This window comes from Arthrobacter sp. UYCo732 (genome assembly GCF_040547265.1).
GTDB lineage: Bacteria > Actinomycetota > Actinomycetes > Actinomycetales > Micrococcaceae > Arthrobacter.
Window position 1 is genome coordinate 87,929 of record NZ_JBEPPJ010000005.1, and the last position, 22,265, is coordinate 110,193.

Here is a 22,265-nt window from a genome sequence, read left to right on the forward strand (position 1 = left end):
CTCTCTTCAGGGCGTGCTGCGGGCTGGCAGGAGGGGTGCAAAGAACGCGGCGAGCTCCGCGGTCGCCGTCAGCGGCACTACGTTTGCCACGTACTGGTCCGGCCGCACCACCACCACAACACCGCCGCGGTCAATGCCCCTGAGCTCGAACATGTCAGCCGCCGGATCGGTGGCGTAGACCTTCTCGTAGTCCGTCAGCTGGAAGGGCCCTACGTGCGGCTTGAACACCGCCGGAACGGCGCCGATATCCACTTGCTGATAGTCCTGCTGGTAGATGACCTTGACGTCGAACCAGGCATCCAGGTCAGCGCCCGACGGCGTTGCGTGGAGCGGCGATTCCGGCGAGGTCGCGAGCCACTCGGCCAGGTGGCTCGTGGGCGATGGGGAGCCGGCCGCGGCCGGATCCGCGAAGACGTAGATCCGCCACCGGCCGTCCGCTGTGGCGTGGTGGCCGAGGTGCATGGGGTTGGTGTCACAGACCCTCCGCACGAGCGCTGACTTGAAGCGTTTCCCGATGGGGAACCCGGCAGCCAGCGGCTGGTGTTTGGCCTCGGCGGTGAGCATGGACGGCGCGTATTGGGTCATGAAGCCCGCGGGGAACTCGGCGGTGCGCACGTAGAATTCCTCAAGCTCGGAAGGGTTCTCAAATTCCTCCGGCTTCTTGGCCATCATCGTGGACCAGACTTTGTCGAAGTCGATAAGGTCCTTGGCCACCACCTGGCGCTCGGCCGAGTACGTGGCCAGCAGGTTTGCCGGGCTGCGGCCCTCGAGCACGTGGCCGAGTTTCCAGCCCAGGTTGAACCCGTCCTGCAGCGAGACGTTCATGCCCTGGCCGGCCTTGGCACTGTGCGTGTGGCAGGCGTCGCCCGTGATGAACACGCGCGGCGTGCGCGTCCCGCGCTGGTCCGGCAGGACGTCGTCGAACCGGTCCGTGAGGCGGTGGGCAACCTCGTACACGCTGTGCCAGGCCACGTTCCGGACGTCAAGCGAGTAGGGATTCAGGATGGCATTCGCGTGGCCGATGATCTGCTCGATGGTGGTGCTGCGCACCGCGCCCTTGTCGTTGGGGTCCACCTCGCCGAGGTCCACGTACATGCGGAAGAGATGTCCGCCTTCGCGCGGGATCAGCAGGATGCTGCCGCCGCCCCCGGACTGGATTGCGCATTTTGTCCGGATGTCGGGGAAGTCGGTGACCGCGAGGACGTCCATGACGCCCCACGCATGGTGGGCCTGGTCCCCGGCCATGGTGCACCTGATTGATTCGCGCACCTTACTGCGCGCGCCGTCCGCGCCGACGACGTACTTTGCCCGGACCGCCCGCTCCTGGCGCTCGTTTGGGCCGGCGCTGTGGGCCAGCGTCACAGTCACCGGGTAGTCCCCTTCGCCGATCTCGAGGCTGCGGAACTCATAGCCGTAGTCGGGCGACATGCGCGTCGGCGCGTTCGCCATGTACTCGGCGAAGTAGTCCAGCACGCGCGCCTGGTTGACGATCAGGTGCGGGAACTCGCTGATGCCCGTGGGGTCGTCCAAGGTGCGGGCTGCACGGATAATACGGGAATGGTCCGCGGGGTCAGGCTTCCAGAACGCCATCTCGGTGATGCGGTACGCCTCGGCGGCGATCCGCTCGGCGAAGCCAAAGGCCTGGAAGGTCTCGACGCTGCGGGCCTGGATGCCGTCAGCCTGGCCGATGACGAGCCGGCCGGGCCGGCGCTCGACGATCCGGGTGGTGACGCCGGGAAACTGTGAAAGCTGGGCTGCGGCGAGCATGCCCGCCGGGCCGGTGCCCACGATCAGCACATCGACTTCGTCAGGGAGTGCCTCGGGGCGGTCAAGGCCGACGCCGGCTGCTGGCTGGACCCGCGGGTCACCGGATACGTAACCGTGGTGGTGGAACTGCACGGACACTCCTCACTTCGCTGTGTGGACTTACTGGGGTGAAAACAATCCATTAGCTCTCAGCATCGAGCGTTGACGCAGAACTGTACAGGGCCGCCAGCCCTGCCGGATTACGCGCAGCCTCCGGTAGGTTTCTTCCGGTTCACGGTCCGCAGCCGTGCCACGAGCGTTGCGGCGAGCAGCGCCGCGGTGAGTTCGAGTCCGACGACGGCCAGCACGTTCCCGGCGTGTCACCACCCGTCGTGGAGGCGACGCCAACCGCACCCTCGAACGTGCCGCCGCCATTCTGGATGCGGCAGACCGGCCTCTCATTGTCGACGGCGCACCGCCTTGCCCTGCAGCTAGCGGATGACGGCTTTTCGACGGACCGCTAACGGGACTTTCCGGTTCGGGAACCGCTTTGTCCGTTCGGCGCTGGAGACCGTAGTATCCCAGTCTTCCACGACCTGCGGGACCGCACAGGTGAAACTGCACAGCTCTGGGTGCGGCGAGGGGATGAACGCGTCTTCCTGCTCAGCGCGGACAGCCGGCCCGAGCTCCGGGCCATCCTGCCGGCTGGCTCGAGGCTGCCGTTGCCCCAAGGATCCCGCCCGGTCAGGACCAGATCCGTCGGACCGCTATTCTAGCCCCCGTTGCTAACGAGAGGCCGACGCGCCGGCAGGAGCGGTGCGAAGAACTCGCCCAGCTCTGCCGTAGCCGTCAGCGGCAGGATGTTGGCTACGTACTGGTCGGGGCGAACGACGACCACAACCCCGCCGCGGTCAACGCCGCGGAGTTCGAAGATGTCCGCCGTCGGATCAGTGCCGTACACGTTCTCCAGGTACGTGAGCTTGAACGGCCCCACCTCCGGCTTGAAGGTGGCCGGGACTGCGCCGATGTCGATGCCAGTGTGGTCCTGCTGGTAGATCACTTTCACGTCAAACCACGCATCGGCGTCTGCGCCGTCCGGCGTTGCCGCAAGCGGCGATTCCGGAGAGTTGGTGAGCCACTCGGCCAGGTCGGTGGCAGGCGACGGCGCGCCGGCCAGTGCCGGGTCGGCGAAGACGTAGATGCGCCAGCGGCCGTCCGCCTTGGCTTGGTGGCCAAGGTGCAGGGGGTTTGTGTCGCATACCCGCACGACGGGTGCGGATTTGAAGCGTTTGCCGATGGTGAAGCCGGAGGCCAGTTCCTGGTTTTCCGGTTCGCTGATGAGCATCGAAGGGGCGTATTGGGTCATAAAGCCGGCCGGGAATTCGGCGGTGCGGACGTAGAAATCCTCGAGTTCGGAGGGGTTCTCAAATTCGTCGGGCTTCTTCGCCATCAGCGTGGACCACTCCTTGTCGAAGTCGATCAGGTTCTTCGCGATGACTTGGCGTTCGGCCGAATAGGTGGCGAGCAGGCTCTCGGGGCTGCGGCCCTCGAGGACGTGGCCGAGCTTCCAGCCGATGTTGAAGCCGTCCTGCATGGAGACGTTCATGCCCTGGCCTGCCTTGGCACTGTGCGTGTGGCAGGCGTCACCGGTAATGAACACGCGCGGAGTGCGGGTGCCGATGTCTTCCGGGAGGACGTCATCGAACCGGTCTGTGAGGCGGTAGCCCACTTCGTAGACGCTGTGCCAGGCCACGTTGCGGACATCCAGCGTGTAGGGGTGGATGATGGCGTTGGCCTTGGCAATGATCTGCTCAATGGTGGTCTTGCGCACGGCGCCGTCGTCGTCCGCAGCGACCTCGCCGAGGTCAACGTACATGCGGAAGAGATGGCCACCCTCGCGCGGGATCAGCAGGATGCTGCCGCCGTCGTGGGACTGGATGGCGCACTTGAGGCGAATGTCCGGGAAATCGGTGGACGCGAGCACGTCCATGACGCCCCACGCGTGGTTGGCCTGGTCGCCGGCCATGCTGCAGCCGATCGCGCGCCGTACTTTGCTGCGCGCGCCGTCCGCACCGACGACATACTTGGCCTTGACGACGCGCTCCTGGCCCTCGCGGGGGCCAGCCGTGTGAAGGAGCGACACGGTCACCGGGTATTCACCCTCGCCGGTCACCTCAAGACTTTGGAACTCAAAACCGTAATCGGGTGACATGCGGGTGGGCGCGTTCGCCATGACCTCACCGAAGTAGTCCAGAACGCGGGCCTGGTTGACGATCAGGTGGGGAAATTCGCTGATTCCGGCCTCGTCGTCGAGAGCGCGACCGCCTCGGACGATGCGCGTGGGATCCTCGGGGTCGGGCCGCCAGAACGCCATCTCGGTGATCTTGTACGCCTCGGCAATGATTCGCTCGGCGAAGCCAAAGGCCTGGAACGTCTCGACGCTGCGGGCCTGGATGCCGTCCGCCTGGCCGATGGCCAGCCGGCCGGGCCGGCGCTCGACGATGCGGGTGGTGATGCCGGGAAACTGGGAGAGCTGGGCCGCGGTGAGCATGCCCGCCGGGCCAGTGCCCACGATGAGCACATCGACTTCGTCAGGGAGTGCCTCGGGGCGGTCAAGGCCGACGCCAGCTGCTGGCTGGACCCTCGGGTCCCCCGATACGTAACCGTGGTGGTGGAACTGCACGGGCTTTCCTCACTTCGTTGTAGGGCTGAGTGCCGTTGCGTGGTGTTCTATAATAGAACTGCTCGTTCTAATATAGAATTGCTGCACCGACTATAGATGCCAGGGCCGTCTAAACGCAAGTTTTTTGTGACCCCACCCACAGATAGGCTCATTCAGGCACGATGGAACGACGGAGCGGAAAAATCATCATGGCAAGCGCAGCACCTTTGGGCGGGAAGACAGCAGGAGCCCACTCCCAGACGCTCTCGCGCGGAATCAGGATGCTGGAAATCCTGAGCGAGCAAACAGCAGCGCTCAGTATTGGGGAAGTCTCCGACCTTCTGGGAGTACACCGCTCAGTCGCCTACAGGATCCTCCGCACACTTGAAGACCACGGCCTCGTCGCCAGGGACAGTAAAGGAGGCCTGGTTCTCGGAACCGGCTTGGCCACCCTGGCCCGCGGCGTTGCCCGCGACCTGCAGACGGCTGCGCTGCCAGAGCTGACATCCCTCGCCAATGAACTCGGCGCCACCGCGTTCCTGGTGGTCATGGACCGCGGGGACTGCACCACACTCACCAGCGTGGAACCGCGCCATAGCCGGGCTGCCGTCGTGCAACGGCCAGGCACCAGGCATCCCCTCCACGCCGGGGCGCCGGGACTTGCCATCCAAGCCATTTTGGAAGATTCCCAATGGGAGTCGATCTCCCCGGAACGCCCACGGCGGCCGGAAGTGGCCTCAGTACGCGAACTGGGATTCGCTGTCAGCCACCATGAAGTCCTGCCAGGCGTAACCGGCGTGGCCGTCCCCCTGAAGCTGCGCCAGGGACTGCAGCCCGCCGCCATCGCAGTGGTTTACCCCAGCGCCCAGCTTTCCCCCGACCAGGTCGCAACCTCACTCATGGAAGCCGGGCAGCGGATCAGCGAGCAACTCAACTAGCTTGCATAACGCACGAAAAAAATCCTTGACGGATCCCCTGAGAGCATGCATAGTCATCGTATACGATTTCGTACTTGATGAGGAGACAGCTTTGGAGCACGTCAACGAGGACACCCTGGCGGCAGCACGCAAGGTGATCGCGGTGCACATCAATTATCCGAGCCGCGCAGCCCAGCGCGGCCGGACACCCGCGCAGCCGTCCTACTTCCTCAAGCCCTCGAGCTCGCTGGCACTGACCGGCAATCCAGTTGAACGCCCGGCCGGCTGCGAGCTGCTCGGCTACGAGGGTGAGATCGCCCTGATCATCGGCAAGCCCGCACGCCGCGTAGGCGTCGAGGACGCCTGGAGCCACGTCGAATGGGTCACGGCCAGCAACGACCTCGGCGTCTACGACCTGCGCTACGCGGACAAGGGCTCCAACCTCCGCTCCAAGGGAGGCGACGGCTTCACACCGATCGGCCCGGGACTAATCGCAGCTGACGCCGTCGACCCTGCATGCCTGCGGATCCGCACCTGGCACAACGGCGGACTGGTCCAGGACGACACCACCGAAAGCCTCCTCTTCCCGTTCGCCCGGCTCGTCGCGGACCTCTCGCAGTTGCTCACCCTCGAGGAGGGCGACATCATCCTGACCGGCACGCCGGCCGGCGCTTCGGTGGCCAAGCCCGGCGACGTCCTGGAGGTTGAAGTAAGCACGACGACGACGGGCGGGGCCGGCGTCGGACTCACCACTGGGCGCCTCAGCACCACCGTGGAGGAGGGCACCACGCCGTTCGCTGACTTTGGTGCCGGCCCCAAGGCTGATGACCTCCAGCGCGAAGAGGCATACGGTTCCCGCGAGGCCGCCGGGCTTCCCACCGTCGGGCCTTCCCTGTCCCCGGAGCTGAAGGCCAAGCTCGAAAGCGTTGCCACGGCCACCCTGTCCTCCCAGTTGCGCAAGCGCGGGCTGAACAACGTGAGCATTGACGGCCTGCAGGCTACCCGCCCGGATCGCCGCGTGGTGGGACTGGCCCGGACCTTGCGCTATGTGCCCAACCGGGAGGACCTTTTCAACACACATGGCGGCGGGTTCAATGCCCAGAAACGCGCCATCGACTCCGTGAATGAGGGCGAAATCCTTGTCATGGAGGCCCGCGGTGAGAAGGGCACCGGCACCGTCGGCGACATCCTTGCGCTGCGGGCCCAGGTCCGCGGCGCCGCGGCCATCATCACCGACGGCGGCGTCCGCGACTACACGGCCGTAGCCGGTCTCGAGATGCCCACCTACTTCGCCAACCCGCACCCCGCCGTGCTGGGCCGGCGCCACATCCCGTGGGACACGGACATCACCATCGCGTGCGGCGGCGCCACCGTGCAGCCCGGCGACATCATCGTGGCGGACTCCGACGGCATCCTGGTGATCCCGCCGGCCATCGCCGAGGACCTGGTGGATGACTGCATCCAGCAGGAAAAGGAAGAAGTCTTCATCTTCGAGATGGTCAAGCAGGGCAACGGCGTCGACGGCCTCTACCCCATGAACGCACAGTGGCAGGCCCGGTATAAGGAATGGGAAGCCGGAAATTTGAATCCAGAAGCAGGCGACTCTGATGACTGAAACAGTTCTGGTTGCAGGCAGCAAGTCCGAACAGGCCTACCATGCCGTCAAGGCGCGGATCGTGGAAGGCACCTACTCCCCCGGGTACCGCCTGGTCCTGGCGGCCATCGCCAAGGACCTCCGCGTCAGCGTGGTGCCGGTCCGTGAGGCTATCCGCCGGCTCGAGGCCGAGGGCCTGGTGAAGTTCGAACGCAACGTCGGCGCCACGGTGGCCGGGATTGATCCCACCGAGTACCTCTACACCATGCAGACCCTGAGCATCGTGGAGGGCGCAGCAACTGCGATGTCCGCTCCGCTCATCGACTCACTGGCGATAGCCCGGGCCCGCGCGGTGAACGAGGAGATGCGCGAATGCCTGCAGCACTTTGATCCCGTCCGGTTCACGCGCCTCAACCAGGACTTCCACAGCGTCCTGTTCGAACACTGCCCCAACCCGCACATCCTGGACCTGGTACACCGGGGATGGAACCGCCTGGCCTCGCTGCGGTCCTCCACGTTCCGGTTTGTCCCCGGCCGGGCCCACGAATCCGTGGACGAGCACGAAGCGCTGTTGCAGCTCATCGAGTCAGCGGCCGAGGCCGACATCATCGAGAAAGCCGCACGCCTCCACCGCTCCGCCACCCTGGACGCCTACCTGAGCCAGGCAAAAAACCTCTGACACACTCCCCCAGACCCACCCCAGCAGTAAGGAAACAACAATGACGTTCACTGCAGAACAGACCGCCACGCATTACGTACCCCAGGACCTGCCCACCCACATCCAGCACTACATCAACGGCGAGTTCGTTGATTCCGTGGGCGGCAAGACGTTTGATGTCCTGGACCCGGTCTCCAACCAAAATTACGCCACCGCCGCGGCCGGCCAGAAAGAGGACATCGACCTCGCCGTGGCCGCCGCCCGTGAAGCGTTCGTCAACGGCCCCTGGCCCAGGATGAAGCCCCGCGAACGCGCCCGCGTCCTGAACAAAATCGCCGACGCCGTCGAAGCCCAGGAAGCCCGACTCGCCGAACTCGAAACCTTCGACACCGGCCTGCCCATCACCCAGGCCAAGGGCCAGGCCCTGCGGGCAGCGGAGAACTTCCGCTTCTTCGCGGACCTGATCGTGGCCCAGTTCGACGACGCCATGAAGGTCCCCGGCGCGCAGATCAACTACGTGAACCGCAAGCCGATCGGCGTCGCCGGCCTGATCACGCCGTGGAACACCCCGTTCATGCTGGAGTCCTGGAAGCTCGCCCCTGCACTGGCCACCGGCAACACCGTGGTCCTCAAGCCCGCCGAGTTCACCCCGCTGTCCGCATCCCTGTGGGCCACCATCTTCAAGGACGCCGGACTGCCGAACGGGGTGTTCAACCTGGTCAACGGGCTGGGCGAGGAAGCCGGCGACGCCCTGGTGAAGCACCCGGACGTTCCGCTGATCTCCTTCACCGGCGAGACCACCACGGGCCAGACCATTTTCCGCAACGCCGCGGCCAACCTCAAGGGTCTCTCCATGGAGCTCGGCGGCAAGTCACCGTGCGTCGTGTTCGCCGACGCGGACCTCGACGCCGCGATCGACTCCGCCCTGTTCGGGGTCTTCTCGCTCAACGGCGAACGCTGCACCGCCGGGTCCCGCATCCTGGTGGAACGTGCCGTGTACGAGGAATTCTGCGACAAGTACGCCGCCCGGGCCAAGAACATCGTCGTCGGGGATCCCCACGACCCCAGGACCGAGGTGGGCGCCTTGGTCCACCCCGAGCACTTCGCGAAGGTGGCCTCCTATGTGGAGATCGGCAAGTCCGAGGGCCGGCTCCTGGCTGGCGGCGGACGGCCGGAAGGCCTCTCGGAAGGGAACTACATCGCTCCCACTGTCTTCGCCGACGTCGCCCCTGACGCCCGGATCTTCCAGGAGGAGATCTTCGGTCCGGTCGTCGCCATCACCCCGTTCGAGAACGACGACGAGGCGCTGGCTTTGGCGAACAACACCAAGTACGGCCTGGCCGCCTACATCTGGACCCAGAACCTGACCCGGGCACACAACTTCGCCCAGAACGTGGAAGCCGGCATGGTGTGGCTCAACAGCCACAACGTCCGCGACCTCCGCACTCCTTTCGGCGGCGTCAAAGCCTCGGGCCTGGGCCACGAGGGCGGCTACCGATCCATCGATTTCTACACCGACCAGCAGGCCGTCCACATCACGCTCGGCACCGTCCACACCCCCAAATTCGGCGCCTGAGCTGCCCAGCCAGCGCCCCGCCACTCAAAGAAGAGAGAGCACCATGACCAACTTTGTCCCCACCCCCACCGTGCCCGCCCCGGACATCGTCCGCTGCGCCTACATGGAAATCGTGGTCACCGACCTCGCCAAGTCCCGCGAGTTCTACGTTGACCTCCTCGGCCTGCACGTCACCGAGGAAGACGAAAACAACATCTACCTGCGCTCCCTTGAAGAGTTCATCCACCACAACCTTGTGCTCCGCAAGGGACCCATCGCCGCCGTCGCAGCCTTTGCCTACCGGGTGAAGTCCCCCGCCGAGGTGGACGCAGCCGAGGCCTACTACAAGGAAATGGGCTGCCGCACCGAACGCCGCAAGGAAGGCTTCACCAAGGGCATCGGTGACTCCGTCCGCGTCGAGGACCCGCTGGGGTTCCCCTACGAGTTTTTCTACGACGTGGAGCACGTGGAACGCCTCACCCAGCGCTACGACCTCTACTCCGCCGGTGAACTGGTCCGCCTCGACCACTTCAACCAGGTCACCCCGGACGTCCCCCGCGGCCGCGCCTACCTGGAGGACCTCGGCTTCCGCGTATCCGAGGACATCAAGGACTCCGACGGCGTCACGTACGCCGCGTGGATGCACCGCAAGCAGACGGTCCACGACACGGCCCTGACCGGCGGCAACGGCCCGCGCATGCACCACGTCGCCTTCGCCACCCACGAGAAGCACAACATCATCCAGATCTGCGACAAGATGGGCGCCCTGCGCATCAGCGACCGGATCGAACGCGGCCCCGGCCGGCACGGCGTCTCCAACGCGTTCTACCTCTACATCCTGGACCCGGACGGCCACCGCATCGAGATCTACACCCAGGACTACTACACCGGTGACCCAGACAACCCCACCATCACCTGGGACGTCCACGATAACCAGCGCCGCGACTGGTGGGGCAACCCCGTGGTCCCGTCCTGGTACACCGAAGCCTCCCTGGTCCTGGACCTGGACGGCAACCCCCAGCCCGTCATCATCCGCGAGGAAAAGTCCGAGATGGCAGTCACCGTCGGCGCCGACGGCTTCTCCTACACCCGGCCCACCGACGCCGGAGCTGCGGCTGAGGGCTTCAAGCTGGGAGCGCAGCTGTAGCCATGCTGGACGCCAAGACGATTGAGGCCATCGCGGACGAGCTGGTGGAAGCTGGCCGCACCCGCACCCCTGTTCCGCGCCTGACTGCCCGTTATCCGGACATGACCGTGGAGGATTCCTACGCTGTCCAGCAGTTGTGGCGCCGCCGCAACGAGGAAGCCGGGCGGACCCTGGTGGGGCGCAAGATTGGCCTCACGTCCAAGGCAATGCAGGCCGCCACGGGCATCACCGAACCGGATTACGGCGCCATCTTCGATGACATGGTCTTGGAGACCGGCTGCTCGGTGGAGTGGGACAAGTACACCCACCCGCGGGTGGAGGTGGAGCTCGCGTTCGTCCTCAAGGACGCGCTCAAAGGACCCGGTTGCACCATCTTCGATGTCCTGAAGGCCTCCGACTACGTGGTCCCGGCCCTCGAAATCCTGGACTCCAGGATTGAGATGGAGGGCCGGACCATCGTGGACACCATCGCCGATAACGCCGCAATGGGCGCCATGGTCATCGGCGGAAACCCGGTCAAGCCCGACGCCGTGGACCTCCGCTGGGTCTCCGCCATCCTGTATAAGAACCAGACAGTGGAGGAAACCGGCGTGGCCGCCGGGGTCCTGGACCACCCGGCCAACGGCGTCCACTGGCTGGCCAACAAAATCGCCGCCCACGGCGATTCGCTGAGGGCTGGCGACATCATCCTCGCCGGATCGTTCACCCGTCCGCTCTGGGTCTACAAGGGCGATACCGTCCACGCCGACTACGGACCCTTGGGAGTTGTCACATGCCGCTTCGAATAGAAGACACGTTCCGGGACGCCCTCGCGGCGGCGAACCGCCCGCTGGCCGGCATGTGGGTGTGCTCCGGCAGCCCGCTGGTGGCAGAACTCTGCGCAGGATCGGGCCTGGACTGGTTGCTGGTGGACGCCGAACACAGCCCCAACGGCCTCGAATCCATCCTTGCCCAGCTCCAGGCCATTCACGGTTACCCGGTCCACGCCCTGGTCCGGCCACCAGTGAACGATACCGTGGTGATTAAGCAGTTCCTGGACCTGGGGGTCCAGAATCTACTTATCCCCATGGTCAACTCGGCAGCGGATGCGGAAGCTGCCGTGGCCGCCACCCGGTATCCGCCGCAGGGCGTCCGAGGGGTGGGTTCGGCCCTGGCCCGCGCCGCACGCTGGAACCGGGTCCCGGACTACCTGGTACGGGCCGGGGAGACCATCAGCGTCACCGTGCAAATCGAATCCACTTCCGCAGTGGAGGCCGTAGCGGACATCCTGGCGGTTAAGGGGGTGGATGCCATCTTCCTGGGGCCGTCCGACCTCGCCGCGTCGATGGGACTCCTGGGCCAGCAGGAGCACCCCGAGGTGCGTGCCGCCGTCGAGCATTGCCTGTCTGCCGCGAGGGCGGCCGGCAAGCCTGCGGGGGTGAACGCTTTCAACCCCGCCACGGCGGAGCACTACCTTGCCATCGGCGCCGGTTTCATCCTGGTGGGGGCCGACGTCGCCCTCCTGGCGCGCGGTTCCGAAGCCCTCGCTGCGCAGTTCATCCCCAAGCCCCCGTCGGTTGACCGTGCCCTCCCGGCGGTTGAGCCTGCCGAAACCCCCGCCAGCTACTGACCTTTCCTTCCTAAGGACTTTCCCATGACAGTTACTACTCCGATGCCCCCTGCCCTCCCGCAAGTCATCTCGCCGGAGCGCGAGGCTGCGCTCCTTGCGTCCGTACCCACTGGTCTGCTCATCGGCGGGCAGTGGCGGGAGGCGTCCGACGGCGGCACGTTCGACGTCCACGATCCCTCCACTGGGGAGGTACTCGCCACCCTCGCCTCGGCTACCAGCGAGGACGCGGTGTCCGCGCTAGACGCGGCCGACGCCGTGCAGTCCTCGTGGGCACGGACCGCGCCACGGGTGCGGGCCGAGATCCTGCGCCGGGCTTTTGACCTGGTCACCGAACGCGCCGAGGACTTCGCGCTGCTGATGACCCTGGAAATGGGCAAGCCGCTGGCCGAAGCCCGCGGCGAAGTGACCTACGGGGCCGAGTTCCTGCGCTGGTTCGCCGAAGAGACGGTCCGTGACTACGGCCGCTACCTCACCTCCCCGGAGGGCAAGAACAAGATCCTGGTCCAGCACAAGCCCGTCGGCCCGTGCCTGCTCATCACGCCCTGGAACTTCCCGCTGGCCATGGCCACCCGCAAGGTAGCCCCCGCCGTCGCCGCCGGCTGCACCATGGTCCTCAAGCCAGCGAAGCTCACCCCCCTCACGGCCCAGCTGTTCGCCCAGACCATGCTCGACGCCGGCCTGCCCGCCGGCGTCCTCAACGTCGTCTCATCCTCCTCTGCCTCCGGGATCTCGGGTCCGCTGCTGGCCGACCCGCGCCTGCGGAAGGTCTCCTTCACCGGCTCCACCCCCGTCGGCAAACGCCTCATGGCCGACGCCGCCCAGAACGTCCTTCGCACCTCCCTGGAACTCGGCGGTAACGCCCCGTTCATCGTGTTCGAGGACGCCGACCTGGACAAAGCCGTCGAAGGGGCCATGGCCGCCAAAATGCGGAACATGGGCGAAGCCTGCACCGCTGCGAACCGGTTCCTGGTCCAGGAATCCGTCGCCCAGGAATTCACAAGGAAGTTCGCCGCCGCCATGGCTGCCCTGGCCACCGGCCGCGGCACCGACCCCGCCACCCAGGTGGGCCCGCTGATCGACGCACGAGCCCGCGACGACATCCACGCCCTGGTGGCAGCCGCCGTCGACGCCGGAGCAACAGTACTCACCGGCGGGTCACCCGTTGCCGGTCCCGGGCACTTCTACCCGCCCACCGTCCTGGCCAACGTGCCCAACGACGCCGCGATCCTCGGCCAGGAAATCTTCGGCCCCGTCGCCCCGGTGACCACCTTCGCGACCGAGGACGACGCCATCCGGCTGGCCAACGCCAGCGAATACGGCCTGGCCTCCTACGTCTACAGCCGCGACTTCAACCGGCTGTTGCGCGTGGCCGAGCAGATCGAATTCGGCATGGTGGGCTTCAACGCCGGCGTCATCTCCAACGCCGCCGCACCCTTCGGCGGCGTCAAGCAGTCCGGGCTCGGCCGCGAAGGCGGCTCCGAAGGCATCGCCGAATACACCACCACCCAATACATCGGCATCGCCGATCCGTACGCCAACTGACACACCGATGTGTCCCCACAATAAGGAATAAATATGAGTGCTATTCCGCATGAGCAGCGCAGCTCGGCCAAAGACCGCCGCCGCGTGGCGTTCGCCACGATCATCGGCACAACCGTTGAGTGGTATGACTTCTTCATCTACGCCAACGCCGCAGGCCTGGTTTTCGCGAAGCTCTTCTTCGAACCAGCCGGCAATGACATCGGTATCCTGATTTCGTTCGCTTCGGTGGGCCTGAGCTTCCTGTTCCGTCCGCTGGGAGCCTTCCTGGCCGGGCACTTCGGCGACCGACTGGGACGCCGTGCAATGCTGGTCCTCACGCTGATCCTGATGGGCGTGGCCACCACACTCATCGGTGTGCTGCCTACGTTCGAAACGGCGGGCATCGTCGCGCCCATCCTGTTGCTGCTCCTGCGTATTCTGCAGGGAATTTCAGCCGGCGGGGAATGGGGCGGGGCCGTCCTGATGGCCGTCGAGCACGCACCACGGTCCAAGCGCGGACTGTTCGGCTCCTTCCCCCAGCTCGGCGTCCCGCTGGGCATGCTCCTGGCCTCCGGGATCCTGGCCCTGATGTCAGGCGTCGTCTCCCCGGGCGCAGCGTTCATCGAGTGGGGCTGGCGGGTTCCGTTCCTGCTCAGCTTCCTTCTGATTGTGGTGGGCTTCATCGTCCGGCGCAGCGTGGAGGAAAGCCCGGTCTTTGAAGAGATCGCTCAAAAGAAGCAGCAGACCCGTGTTCCCATTGTTGAACTGTTCAAGAAGCACTGGCTACTGGTCGTCATCGCCGCCCTGATCTTTGCGGGCAACAACGCCGCCGGCTACATGACCACCGGCGGCTATATCGTCAGCTACGCCACCAATCCCAAGGGGCTGGCCATGGACCGCACCGAGGTGCTCCTGGCCGTCACCGCATCCGCAGCCCTCTGGTTCATTTTCACACTGATTGCCGGCATCCTCGCTGACAGCATCGGACGAAAGAAGACCTACCTCATCGGCTATGGGTGCCTGATACTCACGGTATTTCCGCTGTTCTGGCTGGTGAACACCGGAAATATCTGGGTGCTGTTCCTGGGCCTGGCACTGTTCACGGTGGGACTCGGCTTGACGTACGGTCCGCAGGCCGCCGTCTACAGCGAACTGTTTCCGGCGTCCATCCGGTTCTCCGGCGTCGCGATCTCCTACGCGCTTGGTGCCATCATCGGCGGTGCGTTCGCGCCCATGATTGCCACGGCCCTGGTCCAGGCCACCGGAACAACCTCGTCCGTCTCGGTGTACCTGCTGATCATGGCTCTCGTATCAACAGGCGCGGTGCTGGTCATTAGGGACCGGAAGGGAATCGACCTGGGCATTAACAACCAGGCCGAGCAGGAAGTGGGCGCCACGGTCTTCGACCACAGGACCGCCGTCAGCGCGGACGTCAACGCGAAGGTCTGATCCCGGGACACCGCTGGTCGAGCCTGCCGATATCGGATATCGGCAGGCTCGACCACCGCCCGGGCTATCCCACCGCCGGCGCCGTCCTCGTCCCGGAACTGAACTGGCGGCGGGCCCAGCGGGCGAGTCTCTTGCCTTTACCCTTCCACCAGCTGTCTTCGTCCTTGTCGTGGTGCAGCCGGAAGATGATGGCCACCATCACGAACATGGACATGCAGACGTCCATCCAGGACCACTGCAGCGCGTCGATCAGGACGCTCATGCCGGTGGCGATGATGGACGGGATGGCGAGGGTCCGGAACACTGTGCTGGCCACGTAGCGCCGGTGTGATCTCGGCACGGACAGCGCCCGCACCATGTCAAAGCACGCGCACACCACCACCATGGCCTGCCCGATGGCGAGCAGGATCAGCCCAGCGCTGGACCCCGCAAACATAACGACTGAAGAACCAAACACGCGAAAACCCCCAGAGTCTTGAACCGTGCTGTGAGACCATCAATAGTTCCATTCAAGACAGTGAGGGCGGACCGGTCACGAGTAGTGAGTACTCTATTTTTCCGGTGCTTAGGTTCCCAGCGCCCGGGGCCGCCAGACCACCACGGCCTGGGAGCGGGCGCGGGGGCGCTGTCCGCGTGCCAGGCTCACTACGTCGCCGGCAGCACCGGCGGCGAAGATTCTGGAGTCCAGGGGATCACGACGGCGGCCCAGCTCCTCGGTCAGCTCGCCCACCCTGCGCTGGAGCGCGGCAACCTGGTTCTCGAGCTCAAGGATCCGTTTGATGCCCTCGAGCGAGACACCTTCCTGGGAGAGCCGCTGGACCTGGCGCAGCATGTTGACGTCGCGCTGTGAGTATCGGCGGGACTTCCCGGGCGCCCGGCTGGGCGAAACAATGCCCAGCCGGTCATACTGCCGGAGCGTCTGCGGATGCATATCCGCCAGTTCAGCCGCCACCGAGATCACAAAGATCGGCTGGTCAGCATTGATATTCACGGTCTGCTCCGCTGCCTACAGCCGGGCCTTGGCGGCCAGGCCCTCGCGGACATCGGCGTCGGAAGTCGCTTCGGCGAAAGCCTTCACAGCTGCCTCGGCCTCCTTGTTCAGGTTCTTGGGAACCGCGACGTCGATGGTCACCAGCAGATCGCCGGTTACCTTGGAGGTCTTCACGCCATGGCCCTTGACCCGGAGTGTGCGGCCGGACGGCGTGCCGGCCGGAACGCGTACTTTGACCCTTTCGCCGTCGATGGTGGGAACCTCGATGTCCGCGCCCAAAGCAGCTTCCGGGAAGGTCACCGGAACGTGGATGCGGAGGTTGTCGCCGTCGCGCGTGTAGAAATCGTGGGTCTTGACCGACACGGCCACCATCAGGTCGCCGTTGCCTGCCGGCGATGGCTGGCCCTTGCCGCGGACGCGCACTTTCTGGCCGTCCTTGATGCCGGCCGGAACCCGGACGTCGATGACGTCGCCACTGGGTTCACGCAGGCCAATGGTGGTGCCGCGGATGGAGCCGGCGAAGGAAATGCTGGTGGTCGCGGTGCGGTCGGCGCCCTTCTGGGGGGCCCGCTGGAAGCCGGGCTGGCCGCCGAAGCCGCCGCCGAACAGGTCGGCGAACTCGGGCGGAATGCCGCCCGAGGTGCTGAAGCCGCCGGCGTGGCGGCCGGCGTTTCCGGTGAACAGCCCGCCGAACATGTCCTCGAACCCGCCGTTGCCGCCGCCGGCGCCGCCCGGTGCGAACCTTGCCCCGCCGCCCATGGCCCGGATGGCGTCGTACTGCTGACGCTCGTCCGGATCAGAAAGTACGGAATAGGCCTCGGAGATGTCCTTGAACTTCTTCTCCGACGCAGCGTTTCCCGAATTGGTGTCCGGGTGGTGCTGGCGGGCAAGTTTCCGGTACGCCTTTTTGATGTCGGCGTCGGAAGCGTCCTTGGCGATACCAAGGATCGCGTAAAAGTCCTTGTCCACCCAATCCTGGCTAGCCAATGGCGTTTCCTTTCAAAAGTTATGGGTCGGTGGTTGAGCTTGTCGAAACCCGGGTTTCGGCAAGCTCAACCACCGGAGAAATGCTAGGCCGGGACGGCGACAATCACCTGTGCTGCGCGGAGGACGCGCTCACCTGACCGGTAGCCGGAGCGGAGCACCTGGCTGACGGTGTCAACCTCAATGTCCTCGCCCGGCTGCTGGATGAGGGCCTCGTGGATCGTGGGATCGAACTCCACGCCGGTGTCGGCGATGCGGACCAGTCCATACGTCTTCAGCGCATTCTCCAGCTTGGTGGCGATGGCCGCGAACGGTCCATCGGTCAGGTCACCGTGCTGGCGGGCGGCGTCGACATCGTCCAGCACCGGAAGCAGGGAGTTCAGGACGCCGATGACGGCCATCTCCCCTGCCACGGCACGGTCGCGTTCAACGCGCTTGCGGTAGTTGACGTACTCAGCCTGGAGCCGGAGAAGGTCGTTCTTCAGTTCGGCGGCCTCAGCCGTGGTGGTTGAGTCCGTCGCAACCCCCTGGACCACGGATTCCTCGGCCGGCACCTCGATGCCGTTGAGGATTTCCTCGGCCTGGGCCAGGGCGTCGCCGTCGGACTCTTCGGATCCGGCGCCCGGGGACGCATCCGCAGCGTGTTGCTCACCCTCGGGGTGGCGGGCCTGCCCGGTCACCGGGTCAACCTTGCGGTTGTCCCGGATGACCGGCTCCTGGCGGCCGCCGGCCTGCCGCTCCTGGTTTTCCTGGCTAGCGGATGAGTCGTGCTCGTCCTCGTTACCGTGGTGCGGCATGGCTACTTCTTCGCTTCGTCTTCGTCGATGATCTCGGCGTCAACGATGTCTTCAGCGCTGGAAGCTGAGCCCGTCTTGTCCCCGCCTGCGGCACCAGCGGCACCCTCAGCACCTGCAGCGCCGGTGGCGCCGTCCGGGGAACCGGCCTGGGCGTAGATGGCCTCGCCGAGCTTGCCCTGGGAAGCCTGCAGCTTCTCGAAAGCAGTCTTCACAGCGGCGTCATCCGTGCCTTCGAGGGCCTTCTTGAGTTCGTCGACGTCAGCCTGGACCTCGGTCTTGACCTCTTCGGGCAGCTTGTCGGCGTTGTCGGCGATCAGTTTGTCCACGGAGTAGGCGAGCTGTTCGGCGGTGTTGCGGGTGTCGGTGGCCTCGCGGCGGGCCTTGTCCTCGGATGCGTGCTCTTCGGCGTCCTTGACCATGCGGTCAATGTCTTCCTTGGAGAGCGCGGTGCCGCCGGTGATGGTCATGGACTGTTCCTTGCCGGTGCCCTTGTCCTTCGCGGAGACGTGGACGATGCCGTTGGCGTCGATGTCGAAGGTGACCTCAACCTGCGGGACGCCGCGCGGGGCCGGCGCGATGCCGGTCAGCTCGAACGTGCCCAGCGGCTTGTTGTCGCGGGTGAACTCGCGCTCGCCCTGGAACACCTGGATGGCCACGGACGGCTGGTTGTCGTCAGCCGTGGTGAAGGTCTCGGAACGCTTGGTGGGGATGGCGGTGTTGCGCTCGATCAGGTGCGTCATGACACCGCCCTTGGTTTCGATGCCGAGGGACAGCGGGGTGACGTCGATCAGCAGGACGTCCTTGCGCTCGCCCTTCAGGACACCGGCCTGGAGTGCGGCGCCCACTGCGACGACCTCATCCGGGTTGACGCCCTTGTTGGGCTCTTTGCCGCCGGCAAGTTCCTTGACCAGGTCGTAGACGGCGGGCATACGGGTGGAGCCGCCGACGAGGACGATGTGGTCGATCTCGGAGAGCTTGATGCCGGCTTCCTTGATGACGTCGTGGAACGGCTTCTTGGTGCGCTCGAGGAGGTCCTTGGTGAGGTCCTGGAACTTGGCGCGGGTCAGCTGCTCGTCCAGGTGGACCGGGCCGTCCGGGGTGACGGAGAGGTACTGGAGGGACACGTTGGTGCTGGTGGAGGAGGACAGTTCCTTCTTCGCCTGCTCGGCAGCTTCGCGGAGGCGCTGGAGGGCGATCTTGTCCTTGGAGAGGTCGATGCCCTTGACCTTGAGCTGGTTCAGCAGATAGTCGACTACGCGCTGGTCCCAGTCGTCGCCGCCGAGGCGGTTGTCACCGGCGGTGGAGCGGACCTGGATGGTGGAGAAGTTGTCTTCGTCCTTGCCCACCTCAAGCAGGGAGACGTCGAACGTGCCGCCGCCGAGGTCGAAGACCAGGATGAGTTCGTCCTCCTTGCCCTTGTCCAGGCCGTAGGCCAGTGCTGCGGCGGTGGGCTCGTTGACAATGCGCAGGACGTTCAGGCCCGCGATTTCGCCGGCTTCCTTGGTAGCCTGGCGCTCGGCGTCGTTGAAGTAGGCCGGAACGGTGATCACGGCGTCGGTGACCTTTTCACCGAGGTAGGACTCGGCGTCGTTCTTCAGCTTCATCAGCACACGGGCGGAGATTTCCTGCGCGGTGTACTTCTTGTCATCAATCGGGACAGACCAGTCGGTGCCCATGTGGCGCTTGACCGAGGCAATGGTGCGGTCGATGTTGTTGACTGCCTGGCGCTTGGCGATCTCGCCCACCAGAACTTCGCCGGTCTTAGAGAATGCAACGACGGACGGCGTGGTGCGGCCACCCTCGGCGTTGGCAATAACGGTGGGCTCGCCACCTTCGAGAACGGAGACGACGGAGTTGGTGGTTCCGAGGTCGATACCTACTGCACGTGACATGTGTTGCGTCCTTCTTTCCGTGGAAACTCTCTGGCGCCCTCATTGAGCGTTCTGCACTCAACTTTACCCAGGGCGGCTTAGATGTCAATCCAAAGTTGAGCGCGGTAGGCTCAACTTTGACTATGGCGCTAAGGCACGCCCCAGCAGATTTCCCGGACTTGCGGGGCTATGAGGAAGAAAATCCCGCCAGCAGGCAGCCCGTTCGCTGTGCGTGAACGGGTTGCCAACCGGCTGCGTGAAGGCGTCAGGGACAGCGCCTACGGCTTCCTGTCCTCGTCCTCCTGAGCTTCGCGGGCCGTTCCCACGGTGCCGGCATCGCCGTAGTCACCTTCCGGATAGTCCCCGTCTTCGGGCTGATCGTCGGCGTCGCCCACCACCCCGGCATCGCCGTAGTCGCCGTCCACATACTGGCCGCCCTCGCCCTCCAGGCCAGGCGCACTGCTGGCTTTGCGGGGCTCTTCGTCACGTGCGGTGTTCTCAGTCATGACTGATCTCTCCTTTGAGGTTCCGCGTCCAGCTGGGCGCAGTTGGAGTCTACCGAGCCTGCGCCGGGGGAAACAGAGGCCGGCGGGAGCAGCACACGCCGTTGATGCTGTTGCTACCGGCCGGCGCTTTCGACGGCGGCCAGGTGCTCGGGATGAACGTCGGTCATCCGTGGCTGGTAGTCCGGGTGCTTGCGCAGCCACACCTTCACGTAGGGGCAGAAGGGGACGACGCCGATGCCGGCAGCGAGGGTGTCGTCCAGCGCATCCTGTACCAACCGGGCGGCGAGACCCTGCCCGGCATAGTCCTCGCTGACTATGGTGTGGTCAAAAATCCGCTCGGGCCCCTTGTTGCCCTCGTGGGGCAGATAGTGGGCTTTCCGATCACCGCATCCCCGTCGAGGACTTCATAGCGTCGGCAGGTCCGGGCTGTCCGCACCGTGATTGTTGTTTCAGTCTTCAAAATGGCCTCCTGGATTCGGGTGATGGTTCCGCCGCGGGCGCGCAGCTAAGCGTTGGGCCGGGAGCGGGGCCGGGTACCCGTCCGGGAACGGTCCGAAGGGCGGGTAGGGGTGCCGTCGGGGTAGGTGCCACCACATCACGATCCGCTCGCCCAGCGGCTCGCCACCGAGAAGCACCAGCCGCGCAGGGGTCTGTCCGGCCTCCAGGACGATCCTGCCCCGCCCCGGACGCAGGTAGTGGAGGTGGTCAACGGCGAGGGGGGTGCCGCCCAGGGAGATGTTGCCGGTGTCGAGCAGGATTCCGTGCTCAAAGGCCGGGTCCAGCTCCAGGTCGAGCCGCGCACCGGCTCTCAAGACAGCCTCGGCGCCCAGCAGCGGCGGGGTGTAAGTGGGCACAGGCGAGGACGAACCGGCCAGGGAACCAAGGAAGACCCGCAGTTCCGTGCCCTCGCCCCGGACGGGTTCCGGCGTGTAGTGCTCGAAGGCCGGGGGCATCTTCCTGGCGGCGTCGGGCAGGGCGCCGTTCGCCAGGATTTCGTCAGGAACCGCGAGACCGAGTCCGGCGCGGATCGTCACGAGGTCGGGGGCCAAGGCGGGATGCACGACGGCGACGCACCCATTGGCGTCGAGAGTTCACCTGCGCGGTAGGCGGCATCGAGGATAGCGATCAGGCTGCAGATCACCCGTGCCGGGCGCGGTGGTCCGGCCGGACAGTGTCCGCAATGGTCTGGGCGCGGGCTCGCTCCCGGGGCGTGCGCAGGGTGGTTTCCGCGTCCGTGGCAGCAATTTTCATGGATCCAGCAGGGTGCACTATTGGATGAGAGCGATGCTCTCGGAAACGAAAAGTCCTGAAGGGGAAATCATGAATGAAGTATTCATTGTCACCGGCGCAGGTCCCGTCGGCTGGACTGTGGCGGAGCAGTTGGCCGGGCAGGGCAAGCGCGTCAGGATCCTCACCCGTTCCGGGAGTGGACCTGTGCATCCTTTGGTGGAACGGCTGGCCGTGGACGTCCAGGACGCCCCTCAGGTGCGGGCGGCTTTCGCAGGCGCCGCAGCCGTTTTCCACTGCATCCATGGCACCTCCTACACGGCGGACGCATGGCGGGCGGAACTTCCCCGGGCCGAGCAAACGGTGCTGGCTGCGGCGGGCGAGGCAGGCGCCGTCGTCGTCTTCCCCGAAAGTCTCTATTCCTACAGCGAGCCGGACCGCCCGATGACCGAGACCGGGCCGCGGACAGCCGGCGGCGGAAAGCGTGGCGTGCGAACAGAGCTCCTCCGGGCCCGGGACGCGTCGCCCACCAATACCGTCAGCGTGGTGGCCGGCGATTTCTTCGGTCCGCGCGTCCGGAACTCACACGCCGGCGAGCGCATGGTTCCCGCCGTCCTGGCCGGAAAGAAGGTGTGGGTCATCGGCAGCGCGGACCAGCCCCACTCGTTCACCTACGTCCCCGATCTGGCGGCGGCGATGATACACGCCGCGCAGTCGCCGTCGCTCTGGAACAAGGTGTGGCACACGCCCACCGCTCCGGCAGTAACGCAGCGGCAACTGGCCACGGCGTTCACGGAAGCCGGCGGGGCGGGCAAACCGAAGCTGGGCACCATGCCCGGCTGGGCATTCCGAACCATGGGCGTCTTTTCGAAGGACCTCCGGGAACTCGCGGAAACGATGTACCAGTTAGAGCAGCCGTACGTAATGGACTCCGCGGCCAGCCAGTCCGCCCTGGGCCTCCGCCCCACGCCCCTCCCGGAAGCAGCCGCAGCCACGGTGGCTTGGTGGCAGGCGCAGGGCTAACCCACCCC

The 22,265-nt window shown here is 65.7% G+C and carries 20 protein-coding genes; 10 read left to right on the top strand and 10 right to left on the bottom strand.

The window, feature by feature from the left end; translation table 11 throughout:
• Positions 1-6: 6 nt before the first annotated feature.
• Together ABIB45_RS09940 and ABIB45_RS09945 are read right to left on the bottom strand one after the other, a co-directional pair.
• Positions 7-1,899, bottom strand: coding sequence for an FAD-binding monooxygenase (locus ABIB45_RS09940; protein ID WP_354215686.1), 1,893 nt, complete (start codon positions 1,897-1,899; stop codon positions 7-9).
• A 619-nt stretch (positions 1,900-2,518) separates the two neighbouring features.
• The gene (locus tag ABIB45_RS09945; protein WP_354215687.1) at positions 2,519-4,429 is read right to left on the bottom strand and encodes an FAD-binding monooxygenase; all 1,911 of its coding nucleotides are present in this window, start codon (positions 4,427-4,429) and stop codon (positions 2,519-2,521) included.
• 188 nt (positions 4,430-4,617) lie between these two features.
• Between ABIB45_RS09945 and ABIB45_RS09950 the strand changes: the two genes are divergently transcribed.
• The 9 genes from ABIB45_RS09950 to ABIB45_RS09990 all read left to right on the top strand — a co-directional run bounded on the left by ABIB45_RS09950 (position 4,618) and on the right by ABIB45_RS09990 (position 14,858).
• Complete coding sequence (locus tag ABIB45_RS09950; RefSeq protein ID WP_354215688.1) at positions 4,618-5,346, top strand: IclR family transcriptional regulator; 729 nt, start codon at positions 4,618-4,620, stop codon at positions 5,344-5,346.
• 91 nt (positions 5,347-5,437) lie between these two features.
• Entirely contained in the window at positions 5,438-6,940 is a 1,503-nt protein-coding gene (locus tag ABIB45_RS09955) for a fumarylacetoacetate hydrolase family protein (protein WP_354215689.1), read from the top strand.
• Positions 6,933-7,598 (top strand): GntR family transcriptional regulator, encoded by a 666-nt coding sequence (locus ABIB45_RS09960; RefSeq protein WP_354215690.1) that lies wholly within the window; start codon positions 6,933-6,935, stop codon positions 7,596-7,598. The genes ABIB45_RS09955 and ABIB45_RS09960 overlap by 8 nt, the downstream gene beginning before the upstream one ends.
• Positions 7,599-7,638: 40 nt before the next feature.
• Positions 7,639-9,153 carry a 5-carboxymethyl-2-hydroxymuconate semialdehyde dehydrogenase gene (gene hpaE / locus ABIB45_RS09965; RefSeq protein ID WP_354215691.1) on the top strand — a complete coding sequence of 505 codons (1,515 nt, stop codon included), beginning with the start codon at positions 7,639-7,641 and terminating at the stop codon, positions 9,151-9,153.
• A gap of 43 nt (positions 9,154-9,196) precedes the next feature.
• Complete coding sequence (hpaD, locus tag ABIB45_RS09970; RefSeq protein WP_354215692.1) at positions 9,197-10,279, top strand: 3,4-dihydroxyphenylacetate 2,3-dioxygenase; 1,083 nt, start codon at positions 9,197-9,199, stop codon at positions 10,277-10,279.
• 2 nt (positions 10,280-10,281) lie between these two features.
• Complete coding sequence (gene hpaH, locus ABIB45_RS09975; protein WP_354215693.1) at positions 10,282-11,067, top strand: 2-oxo-hept-4-ene-1,7-dioate hydratase; 786 nt, start codon at positions 10,282-10,284, stop codon at positions 11,065-11,067.
• A complete protein-coding gene (locus ABIB45_RS09980; RefSeq protein WP_354215694.1) occupies positions 11,052-11,888 on the top strand; it encodes an HpcH/HpaI aldolase family protein in 837 nt (278 codons plus the stop codon). Before hpaH ends, ABIB45_RS09980 begins: the two co-directional genes overlap by 16 nt.
• A gap of 24 nt (positions 11,889-11,912) precedes the next feature.
• On the top strand, positions 11,913-13,430 hold the full coding sequence (locus ABIB45_RS09985; protein ID WP_354215695.1) for an NAD-dependent succinate-semialdehyde dehydrogenase: 1,518 nt from the start codon (positions 11,913-11,915) through the stop codon (positions 13,428-13,430).
• A 33-nt stretch (positions 13,431-13,463) separates the two neighbouring features.
• Complete coding sequence (locus tag ABIB45_RS09990; RefSeq protein WP_354215696.1) at positions 13,464-14,858, top strand: MFS transporter; 1,395 nt, start codon at positions 13,464-13,466, stop codon at positions 14,856-14,858.
• Positions 14,859-14,922: 64 nt separating this feature from the next.
• On the opposite strand, the gene ABIB45_RS09995 is transcribed toward ABIB45_RS09990, so the two are convergent.
• From ABIB45_RS09995 to ABIB45_RS10030, 8 genes are all read right to left on the bottom strand, one after another.
• The gene (locus tag ABIB45_RS09995) at positions 14,923-15,294 is read right to left on the bottom strand and encodes a hypothetical protein (protein WP_354215777.1); all 372 of its coding nucleotides are present in this window, start codon (positions 15,292-15,294) and stop codon (positions 14,923-14,925) included.
• Between the two features lie 129 nt (positions 15,295-15,423).
• Positions 15,424-15,849 (bottom strand): heat shock protein transcriptional repressor HspR, encoded by a 426-nt coding sequence (locus ABIB45_RS10000; protein WP_354215697.1) that lies wholly within the window; start codon positions 15,847-15,849, stop codon positions 15,424-15,426.
• Positions 15,850-15,864: 15 nt separating this feature from the next.
• The gene (locus ABIB45_RS10005) at positions 15,865-16,836 is read right to left on the bottom strand and encodes a DnaJ C-terminal domain-containing protein (protein ID WP_354215698.1); all 972 of its coding nucleotides are present in this window, start codon (positions 16,834-16,836) and stop codon (positions 15,865-15,867) included.
• Positions 16,837-16,919: 83 nt separating this feature from the next.
• Positions 16,920-17,630: a nucleotide exchange factor GrpE gene (locus tag ABIB45_RS10010; protein WP_354215699.1), complete on the bottom strand. Its 711-nt coding sequence runs from the start codon at positions 17,628-17,630 to the stop codon at positions 16,920-16,922.
• Between the two features lie 2 nt (positions 17,631-17,632).
• Positions 17,633-19,522 (bottom strand): molecular chaperone DnaK, encoded by a 1,890-nt coding sequence (dnaK, locus tag ABIB45_RS10015; protein WP_354215700.1) that lies wholly within the window; start codon positions 19,520-19,522, stop codon positions 17,633-17,635.
• A 257-nt stretch (positions 19,523-19,779) separates the two neighbouring features.
• The gene (locus ABIB45_RS10020) at positions 19,780-20,007 is read right to left on the bottom strand and encodes a hypothetical protein (RefSeq protein ID WP_354215701.1); all 228 of its coding nucleotides are present in this window, start codon (positions 20,005-20,007) and stop codon (positions 19,780-19,782) included.
• A 113-nt stretch (positions 20,008-20,120) separates the two neighbouring features.
• Entirely contained in the window at positions 20,121-20,372 is a 252-nt protein-coding gene (locus tag ABIB45_RS10025) for a GNAT family N-acetyltransferase (protein WP_354215778.1), read from the bottom strand.
• Between the two features lie 84 nt (positions 20,373-20,456).
• The gene (locus tag ABIB45_RS10030) at positions 20,457-21,056 is read right to left on the bottom strand and encodes a pirin-like C-terminal cupin domain-containing protein (protein WP_354215702.1); all 600 of its coding nucleotides are present in this window, start codon (positions 21,054-21,056) and stop codon (positions 20,457-20,459) included.
• 271 nt (positions 21,057-21,327) lie between these two features.
• Between ABIB45_RS10030 and ABIB45_RS10035 the strand changes: the two genes are divergently transcribed.
• A complete protein-coding gene (locus ABIB45_RS10035) occupies positions 21,328-22,257 on the top strand; it encodes an NAD-dependent epimerase/dehydratase family protein (protein WP_354215703.1) in 930 nt (309 codons plus the stop codon).
• Positions 22,258-22,265 lie beyond the last annotated feature (8 nt).